Annotated in this window: 14 protein-coding genes and 1 tRNA gene; 5 read left to right on the plus strand and 10 right to left on the minus strand. The window is 59.0% G+C overall.

Features of this window, described 5'->3' with window-relative positions; all coding sequences use genetic code 11:
• Positions 1–369: 369 nt before the first annotated feature.
• Positions 370–454 (minus strand) — tRNA-Leu (locus IB244_RS24360).
• 171 nt (positions 455–625) lie between these two features.
• Here IB244_RS24360 and lipB point away from each other — a divergent pair.
• Entirely contained in the window at positions 626–1,345 is a 720-nt protein-coding gene (lipB, locus tag IB244_RS24365; RefSeq protein ID WP_192241968.1) for a lipoyl(octanoyl) transferase LipB, read from the plus strand.
• 45 nt (positions 1,346–1,390) lie between these two features.
• Here the strand turns inward: lipB and IB244_RS24370 are convergent, their stop codons facing one another.
• Together IB244_RS24370 and IB244_RS24375 are read right to left on the minus strand one after the other, a co-directional pair.
• Positions 1,391–1,762 (minus strand): hypothetical protein, encoded by a 372-nt coding sequence (locus IB244_RS24370; RefSeq protein ID WP_018854953.1) that lies wholly within the window; start codon positions 1,760–1,762, stop codon positions 1,391–1,393.
• 246 nt (positions 1,763–2,008) lie between these two features.
• Complete coding sequence (locus tag IB244_RS24375) at positions 2,009–2,503, minus strand: peptide deformylase (RefSeq protein ID WP_169680292.1); 495 nt, start codon at positions 2,501–2,503, stop codon at positions 2,009–2,011.
• A gap of 167 nt (positions 2,504–2,670) precedes the next feature.
• Here IB244_RS24375 and mgtE point away from each other — a divergent pair, with 167 nt between their 5' ends.
• Complete coding sequence (gene mgtE, locus IB244_RS24380; protein ID WP_018854955.1) at positions 2,671–4,083, plus strand: magnesium transporter; 1,413 nt, start codon at positions 2,671–2,673, stop codon at positions 4,081–4,083.
• A gap of 77 nt (positions 4,084–4,160) precedes the next feature.
• Positions 4,161–4,553: a MerR family transcriptional regulator gene (locus IB244_RS24385; RefSeq protein WP_016554043.1), complete on the plus strand. Its 393-nt coding sequence runs from the start codon at positions 4,161–4,163 to the stop codon at positions 4,551–4,553.
• Here IB244_RS24385 and IB244_RS24390 read toward each other — a convergent pair whose 3' ends face one another.
• Complete coding sequence (locus IB244_RS24390) at positions 4,554–5,540, minus strand: heparan-alpha-glucosaminide N-acetyltransferase (RefSeq protein WP_113470444.1); 987 nt, start codon at positions 5,538–5,540, stop codon at positions 4,554–4,556.
• Positions 5,541–6,305 (minus strand): DUF599 domain-containing protein, encoded by a 765-nt coding sequence (locus IB244_RS24395; protein WP_113470460.1) that lies wholly within the window; start codon positions 6,303–6,305, stop codon positions 5,541–5,543.
• Positions 6,306–6,490: 185 nt separating this feature from the next.
• On the opposite strand from IB244_RS24395, the gene IB244_RS24400 reads away from it, so the two are divergent.
• Entirely contained in the window at positions 6,491–7,897 is a 1,407-nt protein-coding gene (locus IB244_RS24400) for an L-serine ammonia-lyase (RefSeq protein WP_018854958.1), read from the plus strand.
• Between the two features lie 59 nt (positions 7,898–7,956).
• Entirely contained in the window at positions 7,957–8,394 is a 438-nt protein-coding gene (locus tag IB244_RS24405; protein ID WP_016554039.1) for a DUF1489 family protein, read from the plus strand.
• Between the two features lie 5 nt (positions 8,395–8,399).
• On the opposite strand, the gene IB244_RS24410 is transcribed toward IB244_RS24405, so the two are convergent.
• The 5 genes from IB244_RS24410 to IB244_RS24430 all read right to left on the minus strand — a co-directional run bounded on the left by IB244_RS24410 (position 8,400) and on the right by IB244_RS24430 (position 13,224).
• Positions 8,400–8,678: a hypothetical protein gene (locus IB244_RS24410; RefSeq protein WP_112660185.1), complete on the minus strand. Its 279-nt coding sequence runs from the start codon at positions 8,676–8,678 to the stop codon at positions 8,400–8,402.
• Positions 8,679–8,788: 110 nt separating this feature from the next.
• On the minus strand, positions 8,789–10,258 hold the full coding sequence (locus IB244_RS24415; RefSeq protein ID WP_026371490.1) for a D-alanyl-D-alanine carboxypeptidase: 1,470 nt from the start codon (positions 10,256–10,258) through the stop codon (positions 8,789–8,791).
• A gap of 117 nt (positions 10,259–10,375) precedes the next feature.
• Positions 10,376–11,125 (minus strand): hypothetical protein, encoded by a 750-nt coding sequence (locus IB244_RS24420; RefSeq protein ID WP_113470438.1) that lies wholly within the window; start codon positions 11,123–11,125, stop codon positions 10,376–10,378.
• A gap of 236 nt (positions 11,126–11,361) precedes the next feature.
• Positions 11,362–11,967, minus strand: coding sequence for a transglutaminase-like cysteine peptidase (locus tag IB244_RS24425; RefSeq protein WP_192241970.1), 606 nt, complete (start codon positions 11,965–11,967; stop codon positions 11,362–11,364).
• A 645-nt stretch (positions 11,968–12,612) separates the two neighbouring features.
• Positions 12,613–13,224, minus strand: a complete 612-nt coding sequence (locus IB244_RS24430) for a PilZ domain-containing protein (protein WP_018854964.1) — start codon at positions 13,222–13,224, stop codon at positions 12,613–12,615.
• Between the last annotated feature and the right edge of the window lie 26 nt (positions 13,225–13,250).

Genomic DNA, 13,250 nt, shown 5'->3' on the forward strand with positions numbered 1-13,250 from the left:
GCATCCCCAACACAAGTATATCTTGAGGGTCTGGTGCGTTCGGCCGTGACGATCGTATCGCGCCATGAGTGCGCTCTTTTGCGCGATCTTTTGATGATCCCGCGAATCGCCGAGGACATGTCGTCAGCAGGGCGGCTGCTCGCCCGAATCAAGTAGGGGAATGCCAGAACCGGCAGTCGCTGCAAAGATGGGAGCCGAGCTTGCCACAGCAGGGGCAACAGCCGATATAGACTGACTCCGTTGGAAACAGAGCCTCATGGCCTGCCGGGAGCATCGTCGCAAATCTATGCAAAGATTGTGAGGAGTTTTAAACACTGGGCCGCAAACGCGCCTCATCAGGTTCAATGCTATCAATCCCATTGGATTGAATGGTGCGGTCGAGAAGACTCGAACTTCCACGGGTTGCCCCACAGCGACCTCAACGCTGCGCGTCTACCAATTCCGCCACGACCGCATCGTGGTAGGTGCCGATTTGTGCCGGCGGGGCAGCATGTAGCAAAAGCATTTCCGGTACACAAGGGCGATATGACAGATTTTTTCAAAAGAAATCACAGCATTTGAATCGTCCTCGAAACGGGACCATATAGGCCTTCGCAGCGCTGCCTCCGCAGCCGCAGCACAAGGAATGGCCATGCTACGCACAGATCTTGAATTCTCCATGATGCCCCGAGAAGGCTCGCGGCCGGTCCGATGGCGGATCGCCGACGGCCTCGTGCCCTATGAGGAGGCTGTGGAAAACATGGAGCGCGAGGTCGCGGCGATCGCAGACGGCGGCGACGAGCTCGTCTGGCTCGTGGAGCACCCGCCTCTCTACACGGCGGGAACGAGCGCAGATGCCAAAGACCTGGTCCAGCCCGACCGGTTCCCTGTCTTCGCAACAGGACGCGGCGGCGAATATACCTATCACGGGCCGGGCCAGCGTGTTGCTTACGTGATGCTGGACCTGAAGCGTAGGCGTCAGGACGTGCGTGCCTTTGTTGCCGCGCTCGAGGAAGTGGTCATTCGCACGCTTGATTCGATGAACGTCCGCGGCGAACGGCGCGAGGACCGCGTCGGTGTCTGGGTTCGCAGGCCTGACAAGGCGGCTCTACCCGACGGCACGATGGCAGAAGACAAGATTGCGGCACTGGGGATCCGGCTGCGGAAATGGGTGACCTTTCATGGAATGTCGCTGAACGTCGAACCCGATCTCGATCACTTCAGCGGAATCGTTCCATGCGGGATTTCCGCCCATGGCGTCACGAGTCTGGTCGACCTCGGCCTACCGGTCATGATGACTGATGTCGACATCCGGCTTCGACAGGCATTCGAATCGGTTTTTGGTGAAACAGTCACCGAGGGGTGACGCAATGAAGAAAGGGCCGGATGACCGGCCCTCGGCAATCGATTGCTATTTGTCGCCGATGTCGCGGCAGGCATCGGTATGTGACGCTCCGCTATCGCCGCCAGCCGTATGCACCCCGGAGTTCGTCCTCATGTAGTCGCAGTCGGGCAGGCGCCGGACGCTTCCCGTTGTCATCCTGTCGACGGGAGCCGACATCCGGGCTGGTGCAAATCCGTCGCTGTCATTCGTGTAGTCGTTGGAATATTCCGGTGCCTTGCGATTGGCGTAGTGAATTGGCTTTTTCGCCGTCATCTGGACGGGCGCAAACCCGTCGCTGTCGTTGCTGTAGTCGTTCGAGTACTGTTGGGCAAAGGCTGCACTTCCTAGGCCGAGGCTGAGGGCAAGAACGGAAGCGGCGGCCGCAAATCTGAAACGCATGGGATAACTCCTCAATTCATCGTTGCATTGACAACGACACCAAACCCTCGGCAGGAGTTAGTTCGCGCTCAAATTGCGGCAAGAATGCGGGCAAAATATCACGCGAACGGTGCCGTTTTATCAAATGAAATCACAGATCCGCGACCGAAATTGACCGTTTCGTGATGGAACATTCTCTCTCATTCGGAAAGCGCGCGCTACCGTGTTTACACAACCAGAAGAAGATTAATTTGCACTCAGCCGGGGCTACTTTCGTAACTTCTCCCACCGTTTGACCAGCCGCTCGCGCTTGAGCCTGGAAAGGCGCTGTATCCAAAAGATGCCGTCGAGCTGGTCAATTTCGTGCTGGATGCAGACGGCGAGGAAGCCCTCCGCTTCCTCCTCGTGAACGACGCCCGTCAGATCACGGTATCGAACACGAATTGCCTTTGGCCGGACGACCTCATCAGTCATACCGGGCATGGAGACGCTCCCTTCAACATGGCGAATCGTGTCGTCTGACACTGACACAATCTCCGGATTGACGTAGTGGCGCACGCCTTCGTTTCGGCCAAGCTCAATGACGGCCACCCGCAGAAAGACGCCGATGTGCGCAGCAGTGATACCGACGCCTGGCGCCGCCCGCATCGTATCCAGCAAATCGTCCGCGAGGTCGCGCAGCCTCTGGTCAAAGATTTCGACGGGTTCGCAAACGGTTTTCAGGCCAATGTCGGGAAAGCGCAATAAGGGTCGGACAGCCACTGGTAAAGTTCCTGTTTTGAGATGCGCGGAAACTATCGCTGCGCACGCGCATTGTCATCCGCGCGAGGCGTTTGCGGCTGGACGGACTTCAAGCTTTCAGCTAGCACGAAGCTATATAATTCGGCGCTTAGTCATTGAACTTCAAACGGGATGCGAGGGCGGCAACCATGACGAACGACGCAGAAGAGCTCGTCCGCCCGCGTCCAGACAGCGGCGATGCCGACATCTATGATGAAAATGGCAACGTCCGGGGCGATTTCCTGGCGCTGGTCGGTGCCGCGATTGCCGATCGCGACACGATCTTCTTGCGCCAGCACGTCGCCCGCCTGCATGAATCCGAAATAGGCGACCTTCTCGAATCGCTGCAGCCGGACCAGCGGCTCGCGCTTGTTCGCCTTCTCGGCGACGAATTCGACATGACGGCGCTGACCGAGGTCGATGAAACGATTCGCCGCGAGATCGTCGACCAGATGCCGAACGAGCAGATCGCCGCAGCGATTGGTGAACTCGATTCGGACGATGCCGTTTACATTCTCGAGGACCTCGACACTGAGGATCGCGAAGAAATCCTCGCGCAGCTGCCGTTTACCGAACGTGTGAGGCTGCGGCGCGCGCTCGACTATCCGGAAAGCTCGGCCGGCCGTCGTATGCAGACGGAGTTCGTCGCGGTCCCGCCGTTCTGGACGGTCGGGCAAACGATCGACTACATGCGCGACGAGGAAGACCTGCCATACTCGTTCTCGCAGATCTTTGTCATCGACCCGACATTCAAGCTATTGGGCGCCGTCGACCTGGACAAGATCCTGCGGACAAAGCGGCAAACCAAGATCGAATCCATCATGCGGGAGACGAATCATCCGATCCCTGCGGAGATGGACCAGGAAGAGGCCGCCCAGCTTTTCGAACAATACGACCTTCTCTCCGCCGCCGTCGTCGACGAGAACGACAGGCTGGTCGGTGTGCTCACGATCGACGACGTGGTCGACGTCATTCACGAGGAAGCCGACGAAGACATCAAGCGTCTGGGCGGTGTCGGCGACGAAGAGCTGTCGGACAATGTTTTCTCAACCGTCCGCTCTCGCTTTCTCTGGCTCGTGATCAACCTCGGAACGGCCTTGCTGTCTGCAAGCGTCATCGGGTTGTTCGACGAATCGATCGAGAAGATGATTGCGCTTGCGGTGCTGATGCCGATCGTGGCCTCCATGGGCGGCAATGCGGGCACGCAGACGATGACGGTTACCGTCCGCGCGTTGGCGACCGGCGACATTGATATCTACAACGCCGGGCGCATCATCCGCAGGGAGGCGGGGGTCGGCGTCGCCAATGGCGCGCTGTTCTCCGTCATCATGGGGGCCATCGCTGCCACCTGGTTTCACGACTATCAGCTGGGCTTCGTGATCGGCGCCGCGATGATCATCAATCTTTTTGCGGCAGCCCTTGCCGGAATTCTGCTACCGTTGCTCCTGCATAAGGTCGGAGCCGACCCAGCCATTGCGTCGTCAGTTTTTGTCACGACCGTAACCGATTGTACGGGCTTTTTTGCCTTTCTCGGTATCGCTACATGGTGGTTCGGAATTTAGCCGGCTCGAATTTCCGCGCAGAAATTGACTATTACGTAAAAGTCAATATTATTGGCACCCTTAATGGTGGGGAGCCTATGCCGGTCAGCAAGTACTATAGCATAACCGAATTGACGCGCGAGTTTGGAGTGTCGACGCGTACATTGAGGTTCTACGAAGACGAAGGGTTGATCCATCCCGAACGCCGTGGACGCACGCGGTTGTTCCGTCCGGCAGACCGCCGCCTAATCCAGGAAATCCTGCGAGGCCGACGTATCGGCTTCACCATTGCGGAAATCCGCGAGATCATCCAGGTCTACAAGGAGCCGCCTGGCGAGTTGGGCCAGCTGAAGCTCCTGATGAAGCGCGTCGATGAGAAGCGCGAAGACCTGCGCCAGAAGCGCAAGGACATCGACGACACCCTGGCCGAGCTCGACAATATCGAAGAGGCATGCCTCGGTCGTCTGGCCGATATCGGCGTCGGCACCTGACTATTGCGCGTTGGCGCTGCACTCGCTCGCCAACGCCATGATCCGCCCGTCATCCGGCTTGACGGCGCCAGACTGGAATTCCGTGAAGAGCTTTTGTGTCTGCAGCGCATCGAGGGTGCACTGGCAGAAGCTGCGGCATAGCGCTTCACCTTCCTGCATCATGCAGGAGGCATTGCATTGCCTCAGGTAGGTTTCGACCGGGTCCGGCTTAGCGGGCGGAATGATCACGGAAAGTCCGTAGGCAACTGCAATCAGCACCGGCTGATGAATGAGGTAAAAGGCGAGGCTATGACGCCCCGCCCTTGCCGGCAGGCTTGAGCCCGTGCCAAGCTTTGCAAGCCTCTCGGGAAGCCCCGTCCTCATGGCAAGCAGAGCTGTCGTCATGCCAAGCAGGAAGGGCACCGCCCAAGGAAAGATCGGGACATAGTCGTTCGACCGTTGCGGCATCTCTGCCAGGCCGATCCATGCGAGGTAACGCGGATTGAAGATCTGCGAGCGCAACAGGTTGGGCGCGACCCACGTATCCACGACCCATGCCGCGGTAACAGCAGCGGTTGCGGCGATGGTGACAGGCAAGGGCAGACGCAGGAAGGCAAGGCCCAGGAGGCTGAGGACCGCGATGCAATGGAGAATGCCGAAGAATATCCATTCGCCGGGGAAAACAAAGCGCGTCACCACTGAGATCGCAAGCGCCGCGGCAGTGATCATCGCAAACCGCTTCCAGAACGGGCGCCAGCGGATCTCCGGCGTGTTTGCGAGGACCAGGCTGACGCCGACAATGAACAGGAAGGTCGATGCGATGGCGCGGGCATAGAGCTTCAGCCAGCCGGTTTCAGCCGTACCTGCGGCGAGGTAGCCCATGAACTCCATATCCCAGGTGAAATGATAGGTCGCCATCGCCAGCAGGGCGACACCGCGCGCGGTGTCCAGCGAGCCAATGCGAGGCGGCTTAACGCTCGTATGTGTTTCCGTCGCCAGAGCGGTCATTCACAATCCCTCGGATGCGTCGTTGTCATCGTTCGACGGCTTGGCGCGGGGAATAGGAGAACGGTGGAGATTTGATGGCGGTTGAGCGTCCATGATCGCCAGCCGCGCCTCGGAGAAGAACTGCCGCCTCGTCAGAACGACGATCACGATCGTCGTCGTGAGCATGAAAACATAGGGATTGATGAACCAACCGAGATAACCGATCGAGAGGAAGATGGCGCGCAGCCCCTCGTTGAAATGACCCGCGGCAATGATGTTCATGCGGATGACGCGTTCCGCCGCCCGCTCGGCGGCAATCACATCGTGTTCGCTGTCGCGCATCATCGGGATTGAGCCGAAGAGGATGGTGCAGTAGTTGAAGAGGCGATACGACCAGCCGAATTTGAAAAAGGCGTATCCGAAAAGCGCCGCGAGGCCGCCGACCTTCATTTCAAAGACAGCATGCCCGCTATGAAAGACGAAGGGCAGGTCAGCGAAGACGGCGTCGACTTTCTCCGTTGCCCCCAGCAGAGCAAAGCAGCTGCCGATGGCGAAAATCGACGTCGAGGCGAAGAATGCGGTGCCATTCTGCAGGCCGGCCATGATCTGGGTGTCGATCATCTTCAAATCGCGGCGCAGCGAATTGTAGATCCACTCGCGCCGGCGTTCCCGCATGGCGTGGGTGAGGCTGGTTCGGCCGAAGAAACTCGAGCTTTGCAGCAGGCGCGCATAGCCGAACCAGATCGCTGCAAAGAACACCAGTGCAATGTAATCCGCTGTCGTCATCATTATATTGAATCAGGCTCCCGTCGCCGCGTCACTCTACAGATGCGGTGGCACGCCGCAATGACTAGCAAGTCGCAGCGCTTCGTTTTACAGATGTCGCACGCGTGAAATGCCATGTCGGTCCATCGCCGGGATCGTGGGAGCCGGTAGCGTAGGTTTGCGCAGCAACTATACAGGACGCAGTCATGTTCCTTTCCGTTTTCGACGTCTTCAAGATCGGTGTCGGGCCCTCCAGTTCGCACACGATGGGTCCGATGACTGCAGCCAATCGATTCCTCGATCTGATCCTGTCAAACGACTGGCCGCGCCCGACCTCTGGCGCCCAGGTCGCGTCCATAAAGGTCAGCCTGCACGGCTCACTGGCGCATACAGGGATCGGGCACGGGACCGGCAGGGCCGTCGTCCTCGGCCTGATGGGCGAGCAGCCCGACAGCGTAGATCCAGACAAGATGGACGGGATCATCAGCCAGGTGGAGCGCTCCGGCCGTATCTCGCCGCCGGGGCATCCGAGTTATGGTTTCCAGCCGAAGACCGATCTGATCTTCGACAAGAAGCAGCCGTTGCCGGGCCACGCCAACGGTATGTCGCTTTCCGCCTTCGACAAGGACGGGCGGATGCTGGTCAAGCGCATCTACTATTCAGTCGGCGGCGGCTTCGTCGTGACCGACACCGAGCTCGAGCAGATGCGTGCAAAGAAGAAGACTCCGTCCGATTCGCTTAAGGTTCCCTATCCTTTCTCCTCGGCCAAGCAGATGCTCGACATGGCCGCGCGCTCCGGCCTCTCGATCGCGCAGATGAAGCGTGCCAATGAGGAAACGCAGCGTAGCCGCGAGGAACTGGACGCCGGTCTTGATCGCATCTGGGAAGCAATGCGCTCGTGTATCGAACGCGGGCTCAAGGTCGATGGCATCATGCCGGGCGGGCTGAATGTTCGCCGCCGCGCCCGCGCGATTCACGACAAGCTGCAGGAGGAATGGCGCAGCAACCGCATCAACCCGCTGCTCGCGAACGACTGGCTGAGCGTCTACGCCATGGCCGTCAACGAGGAGAATGCTGCTGGTGGTCGCGTCGTGACCGCTCCGACGAACGGTGCCGCGGGCGTTATCCCGGCGACGATCCGCTATTATGAGCATTTCCACGACGATTGGGACCAGAACGGCATCCGCGATTATCTTCTGACCGCTGCTGCGGTCGGTGGGATCATCAAGCACAACGCCTCGATTTCCGGCGCAGAGGTCGGCTGTCAGGGTGAGGTGGGCTCCGCAGCCGCCATGGCGGCTGCCGGCCTTGCCGCGGTCATGGGCGGGACGCCAGAGCAGATTGAGAACGCCGCCGAAATCGCGCTGGAACACCATCTTGGGATGAGCTGTGATCCAGTCGCGGGTCTCGTGCAGGTTCCCTGCATCGAACGAAATGCCCTCGGCGCGGTCAAGGCAGTTACGGCTGCCTCACTGGCCATCAAGGGCGATGGCAGACACTTCGTTCCGCTCGACGCCTGCATCGAAACCATGCGGCAGACCGGCAACGACATGAGCGAGAAGTACAAGGAGACTTCTACCGGCGGTCTTGCCGTCAACGTCGTGGAATGCTGACTTTGTGAACATGCGACTTGCCGCTTGACGCTGCCCGATAAAAGGATTTGAACGGCGGCATGGCATTGCATCTCATTAAACTGTGTGTGGGCGCGGATTCGATCGACGATCTGCGTGAGTGGGTCGCCGAGCGGTCTCTCAGGGCGATTGCGGCCGGGCTAGAGCCTCATTCCGTGCATACGACGAGGATGGTCCCGAAACGGGTCGAAGAGTTGCTTGACGGCGGTTCGCTCTACTGGGTGATCAAGGGGCAGGTGCAGGCGCGCCAGAAGCTGCTCGATATCCAGACCTTTACCGATGGCGAGGGAATCTCACGTTGCCATCTGGTGCTGGGGCCCGAGGTGATCGAAACGGCAGTCCAGCCGAAGCGTGCGTTCCAGGGCTGGCGCTACTATCCGCAAGATGATGTGCCGCGCGATCTGAATAGCCTTGGAGAAGGAATTGCGGAAATGCCCGCGGACCTTCGCCGCGAGCTTTCCGAACTCGGCCTGCTCTGACTAGCTTAGCGCAGGCGCAACGTTACCGGTGCCCGACCTTCCGGGCAGGTGACGTGAAGGTGGATACTGGTTTCCGCCTGTGAGCAACGCCAGGCCCGCGCGCCGTGGCACAGTAGCAGATTGATCAGGTCCTTGGTCTTTGCCGATTTCGGCTTCTGCCGCTGCAATCCTACCTCTGCCAGTCGCAAAGCCGCTTCATGTAGCGGGTGCAAACCGGCTCGCGGATTTTTGCCGGTCACCCGACCATGTGGCGGAAATTCCGGAACATTCTCGTTGATCGCCATTCTCATCCCCGTACGCATTACAAACCGAGTCTCAGAACTCCGTCGGATCAAACACACGATCACGACGTCTGTGACATGCCGCCCGGTCTAGTGGGCGGCATGTCAGCTGATCATTGGGCCGTAGCCCAGCACTTCACGCCGGCGCGCTTGAGGGCGTTGCAGGCGTTCACAGCAGAACGCTGGTCATCGAAACCGCTGAAGCGAGCACGGTAGCTTCCGGCATTGGCGACTGCGATAGGCTTTGCGGAACGAAGGGACTTGCCACCCTTGTTCTTGGCGCTGTCGAGCAGGTCCATCGCGCCTTCCTTGCTGGAAGAAACGCCAATCTGAACGGCCCAACCGGCCAGCTGCGGTTCCTTGGTCGATGCGGTCGTCAGTTCGTCGACAGACGTATCGCCCTGTTCCGGCGGGACATAGGCAGGAGCAGGTGTGGGCGTAGCAACAGATGCCTGCTTGATCGCCTGGGTCTTGACCTTCGTCGGTGCTGGCATTTCCTGCTGGAGGAGCGGATTGTCGGACTTCGACTTGGCAACGTCGGCATACGCAACCTGCGCGGAAGCCGCTTGATCGCGGGTATCCGGCGTTGGCGCTGTCCGAGGCAGGCTGATTTCAGGTGCAGCCGAAGCGACGCGTGTTTCGGCGACGGGCGCTACCGGTTGTGGCGCGGTCTGGGCGATCAGATCCGAGGAACCACTGCGGCTGGATGCCTTGGGCAGGTAGGCGGCGATCAGCTTGCGCATCTGATTGTCGCGGGCAGGGGTCGAAGCCCCGCCGAGAACAACGCCAACGATCGACTTTCCATCGACCTGAACGGAGCTAACCAGATTAAAACCAGCCGCCCGGGTATAACCCGTCTTGATGCCATCGACGCCGCGCACGGAGCCGACAAGACGGTTGTGGCTACGGATGATGCGATTTCCGAACTTAAAGCTCTGCGTGGAGAAATAGCCGTAATACTGCGGAAAATGCTGGCGAAGTGCGATACCCAGACGGGCCTGGTCGCGCGCAGTCGTCATCTGGGCGGTATTCGGCAGGCCGTTGGCATTACGATAGGTCGTACGCGTCATACCAAGCGCATGCGCTTTCGCGGTCATCAGCTGGGCGAAACGATCCTCTGTGCCACCAAGCAACTCGCCGAGAGCAGTGGACGCGTCATTGGCCGACAGCGTCACGAGGCCAAGGATTGCCTGTTCGACGGAAATCGTACCACCTGCGCGAACACCGAGCTTCGTCGGCGCCTGGGCGGAAGCGTGGGCGGAAAAGGGCACCGAGGTGTCCAGGCGGATGCGCCCCTGCTCCAATGCTTCGAAGGTCAGGTAGAGCGTCATCATCTTTGTGAGAGAGGCCGGATACTGCAGGCGATCCGCGTTCTCGCTATAGAGAACGTTGCCGGTTTTCGCGTCAACGACGATACCCGCGTATTTTGAGTTGGCAGCCTCCGCATCGGCATCGATCGAGTCGGCCATAATGATACCGGCCGCCAGAGACAGCGCCGTGATCGCTCTTATAAGAATATTGCGGGATCGCGATGGTGATACGGAGGAGACTGACCTTGGCACTATTCTACTCTTCGCTTGCATTTCGGACACTGGAGAGATCGGCCGCCCTCCCGGCGCGATCGTTCTCTCAGCAAATTATCCGTCCGGGGTTACCAATCCGTTTATGATTAATCGTTTCTTTCGCCACATCGGATCATTCTAGCGACCTGGCGCAGAAGCGTTCACAAGTCGCTCTTCCACAAAATGGCGAATAGCGGCATCAATATGGTCCCAATCAGGCAGATGCGTGCTGGAGAACCGGTAAAGCACAGTTAAGTCGCGACCGAGTTTTATGTCACGCTGGCAATCCCCGCTGGTGGCCATTTGACGCGTCGCCGGCAAGGCGCAACGTACGACATAGTCCTGGCCGCCGGCGCGCGGCGCGGTCAACAGAACCTCATCGGCATAGCCCGCGTCTGCGCGCAGGTGATGCAGCGTCATGCCATTGGCAAAGGGGACGCCGTCGCCCTCGACGAGATGCGAGTAGATCGGTTCTAGTCGTCCCGACATATCCCGGGACATAGTGCTTTGGGTGACCTGAAGGAAGATCAGTCCCGACGACTGGGTAACATCGTCGAAGCGCTCGTGGTGTTCCTTGCTGTAGCCCTGCATTTCCGGCCAAGTGAGATAGAGGTCCGCCCTTTCGAACAGGCCGTCCTTCCGCTGGCTAGGGAAGCGCAGCGTGTTTTCGGGAAGGCGGAGAGTATCGCGGCCAATCGTCAGGGTTATCGGCGTTATCGCATCGGTATTGCCAGCGAGGGAAATGCGAGCGCCAAACCAGCGACCACCGAAACTGATGGCCAGTGTCAAAGCCGCAAGGCAGGCGACAGCGATCGTAAAACGGACGACGAAACGCGTCGAAAGGAGTGGCGACTCCTCAATTTCGCGTGCGGTACCGGTATGGTTCATGGCGGCCTTCGGATGTCAGACCGCCGCGAAAGGAACAAGAGTCGCCGGTGCCGTTGGTTGATGCAGCGATTGTCCGGCTGATACGGTTAACGAACACTTAAGCGCCGCCTTGCGGCAAGAAAAAACGAACCGCTCCCGGGACAGCGGGAGCGGCTCTGTGGCGCCGGTCAGGCACGGGGATGCGGGGGACGACCGGAGCCTTATGGTTACCGCCGGATATTCCCGGCGTTACGCGCTTACTTGACGCTGCCGACCGCCACCGCGCGACCATCCTGCAGCTTGACCCAGCGGCTCGGATCGTTAGCGGACTGACGCTTGAGGTAGGTGTATTCGGTATCGGCCCAAAGCATGACCTTGTTGCGCATGTTATCGAGGATGAAATCGCCGCGGTCCGTGCGGACCGTCAGCACCGCATGGCCTTCGCCATTCGGCTGCAGGACGACGGTGATCAGCAGATCGGAAGGCGAGAAGCCGGCATCTATCAGCATCTTGCGCTTCAGCAGCGCATAGTCTTCGCAATCGCCGGCGGTGCGCGGATAGGCCCAGCGTTCTTCGACACCGTAGATTTCCTTGTCGGTCAACGGCGTGATCGACGAATTGACCTGGTAGTTCGCTTTGAGGATCGTCTTCCAGCGTTCCTCCGTCAGAAGCAGCTCGCCTTGATCGCCGTCTTCATTGGCGCACTCGGTAGGCATTTCCTTGCAGAACTGGTAGGCACCGATCGGCGGGCTCGCATTTCCAAGGACCGTCATGTTGAGGGGGTTCGCTTGTCCCAAACCCGCCATCGCGATCAACATTGCACCGACGGCCAGACTGCCTTTGATGAAACTCGTTATTGTCATTTGTCGTGTCCCCGTTGTGAGGAGAACCTGACACAGACATTTTTATTCGACGCAAAATTACGCAGTTAAATTAAAGGCTTAGTTGATTCAAACACGCAGAGAAATCGACTAAAAACAAAATCGAATTCGCCTAAAATTCGAAGGGCTTTCGCGCTAAACTTGATTAAAATTGCTCCTTCCTCGGAAAGAGGTTCGGCGTTTAATCGCAGCATTTTGGGACAAGTTATTAACGCAGCGTCCGGATCCGAGGCTTTGGGAGGACTTCATTTACCATCTGGACTGCCGCCGCGATGGTCCGCGCCTAGATCATAATCGCGGTGCTGGCGGTGAAATTCGCCGATTGGCACGTTTCGGCAGCAAAATTATTATCGAGAAATTTTGCGGAAAAGCAGCTGTCGGATCCACGGCCCACGATCGATGAGATCTACTTTGCGGCTAGGCTCTGAAAAATTGCCATGCGCCCGCAAGCGGCTTCTCAAGGTCCAGCTGCCTTTGAGCAGGCGCCGAGTGACCAATCGGCAGGGCTGGGCGGGTGCGGCCGCCGTTGCGTTGATCGAGAGAATGATGTGCAACAGGCCGAGGGATCAAATTCGCGATAAGCGAACATCGAACAGCAGGCACCCGGGCGGCGCGCCTGCGGCACGATTAGAGAAATTCGCGCAGTGTTTCCCGCGACTGGATCGACAGGAATTCGATCGCAACGCCTTCCACGAAATGGCGTACGACGCGGCCGCGCATATTGCCGAGGCGGAGAGGTGTGCCAATGGGCGGACGCACCTCGACATCGACTGCAGCGCCGGAAAGCGACAGGTCCATGATGCGGCAGCTGTAGCGGGCGCCGTCTTCCAGCGTGATTTCGGTTTTCGTCTCGCGCGGCGTCAGGCGGTCGTGACGGCGGTCTTCCGGAAGGCCAAGCTCATGCTTGTTTGCAAGCCAAGTTAGCTGTGCTGCGAGCTTTTCGCGCTTGCGTTCGGTCGCATGGATCGACATGACAAAGCCACGACCATCGATCGTCTGCACATAGCCTTCGACGCGCCCGAGGTGATCGATATAGGCCACCACACGCTCGTTGGCACGAGGGCGGCCCAGGCAAGTCACGTACATGTCGCCCGGCGACATATCGATGACCAGGCACTCAAATTCCTCGTAGTTCGCCAGCATAAGCCGGCCCTGCATGTTGATTGGGACACGTTGAAAGGCACCTTGTTCGAGGCGAGGCGCAGTTCGTTGCGTCTGAACTTGCTGGAACGCGTGCATCAAAGGGCTTCTTCATGAAATACAAC

This window comes from Rhizobium sp. RHZ02 (assembly GCF_014851575.1).
GTDB classification, from domain to species: domain Bacteria; phylum Pseudomonadota; class Alphaproteobacteria; order Rhizobiales; family Rhizobiaceae; genus Rhizobium; species Rhizobium altiplani.

Excerpts from the sequence above, each read along its gene's own strand:
- lipB (WP_192241968.1), top strand. The coding sequence starts at position 626 with ATGGCCATGCTACGCACAGATCTTGAATTCTCCATGATGCCCCGAGAA.
- IB244_RS24370 (WP_018854953.1), bottom strand. The coding sequence starts at position 1,762 with ATGCGTTTCAGATTTGCGGCCGCCGCTTCCGTTCTTGCCCTCAGCCTC.
- mgtE (WP_018854955.1), top strand. The coding sequence starts at position 2,671 with ATGACGAACGACGCAGAAGAGCTCGTCCGCCCGCGTCCAGACAGCGGC.
- IB244_RS24385 (WP_016554043.1), top strand. The coding sequence starts at position 4,161 with ATGCCGGTCAGCAAGTACTATAGCATAACCGAATTGACGCGCGAGTTT.
- IB244_RS24390 (WP_113470444.1), bottom strand. The coding sequence starts at position 5,540 with ATGACCGCTCTGGCGACGGAAACACATACGAGCGTTAAGCCGCCTCGC.
- IB244_RS24395 (WP_113470460.1), bottom strand. The coding sequence starts at position 6,305 with ATGACGACAGCGGATTACATTGCACTGGTGTTCTTTGCAGCGATCTGG.
- IB244_RS24400 (WP_018854958.1), top strand. The coding sequence starts at position 6,491 with ATGTTCCTTTCCGTTTTCGACGTCTTCAAGATCGGTGTCGGGCCCTCC.
- IB244_RS24405 (WP_016554039.1), top strand. The coding sequence starts at position 7,957 with ATGGCATTGCATCTCATTAAACTGTGTGTGGGCGCGGATTCGATCGAC.
- IB244_RS24410 (WP_112660185.1), bottom strand. The coding sequence starts at position 8,678 with ATGGCGATCAACGAGAATGTTCCGGAATTTCCGCCACATGGTCGGGTG.
- IB244_RS24415 (WP_026371490.1), bottom strand. The coding sequence starts at position 10,258 with ATGCAAGCGAAGAGTAGAATAGTGCCAAGGTCAGTCTCCTCCGTATCA.
- IB244_RS24420 (WP_113470438.1), bottom strand. The coding sequence starts at position 11,125 with ATGAACCATACCGGTACCGCACGCGAAATTGAGGAGTCGCCACTCCTT.
- IB244_RS24425 (WP_192241970.1), bottom strand. The coding sequence starts at position 11,967 with ATGACAATAACGAGTTTCATCAAAGGCAGTCTGGCCGTCGGTGCAATG.
- IB244_RS24430 (WP_018854964.1), bottom strand. The coding sequence starts at position 13,224 with ATGCACGCGTTCCAGCAAGTTCAGACGCAACGAACTGCGCCTCGCCTC.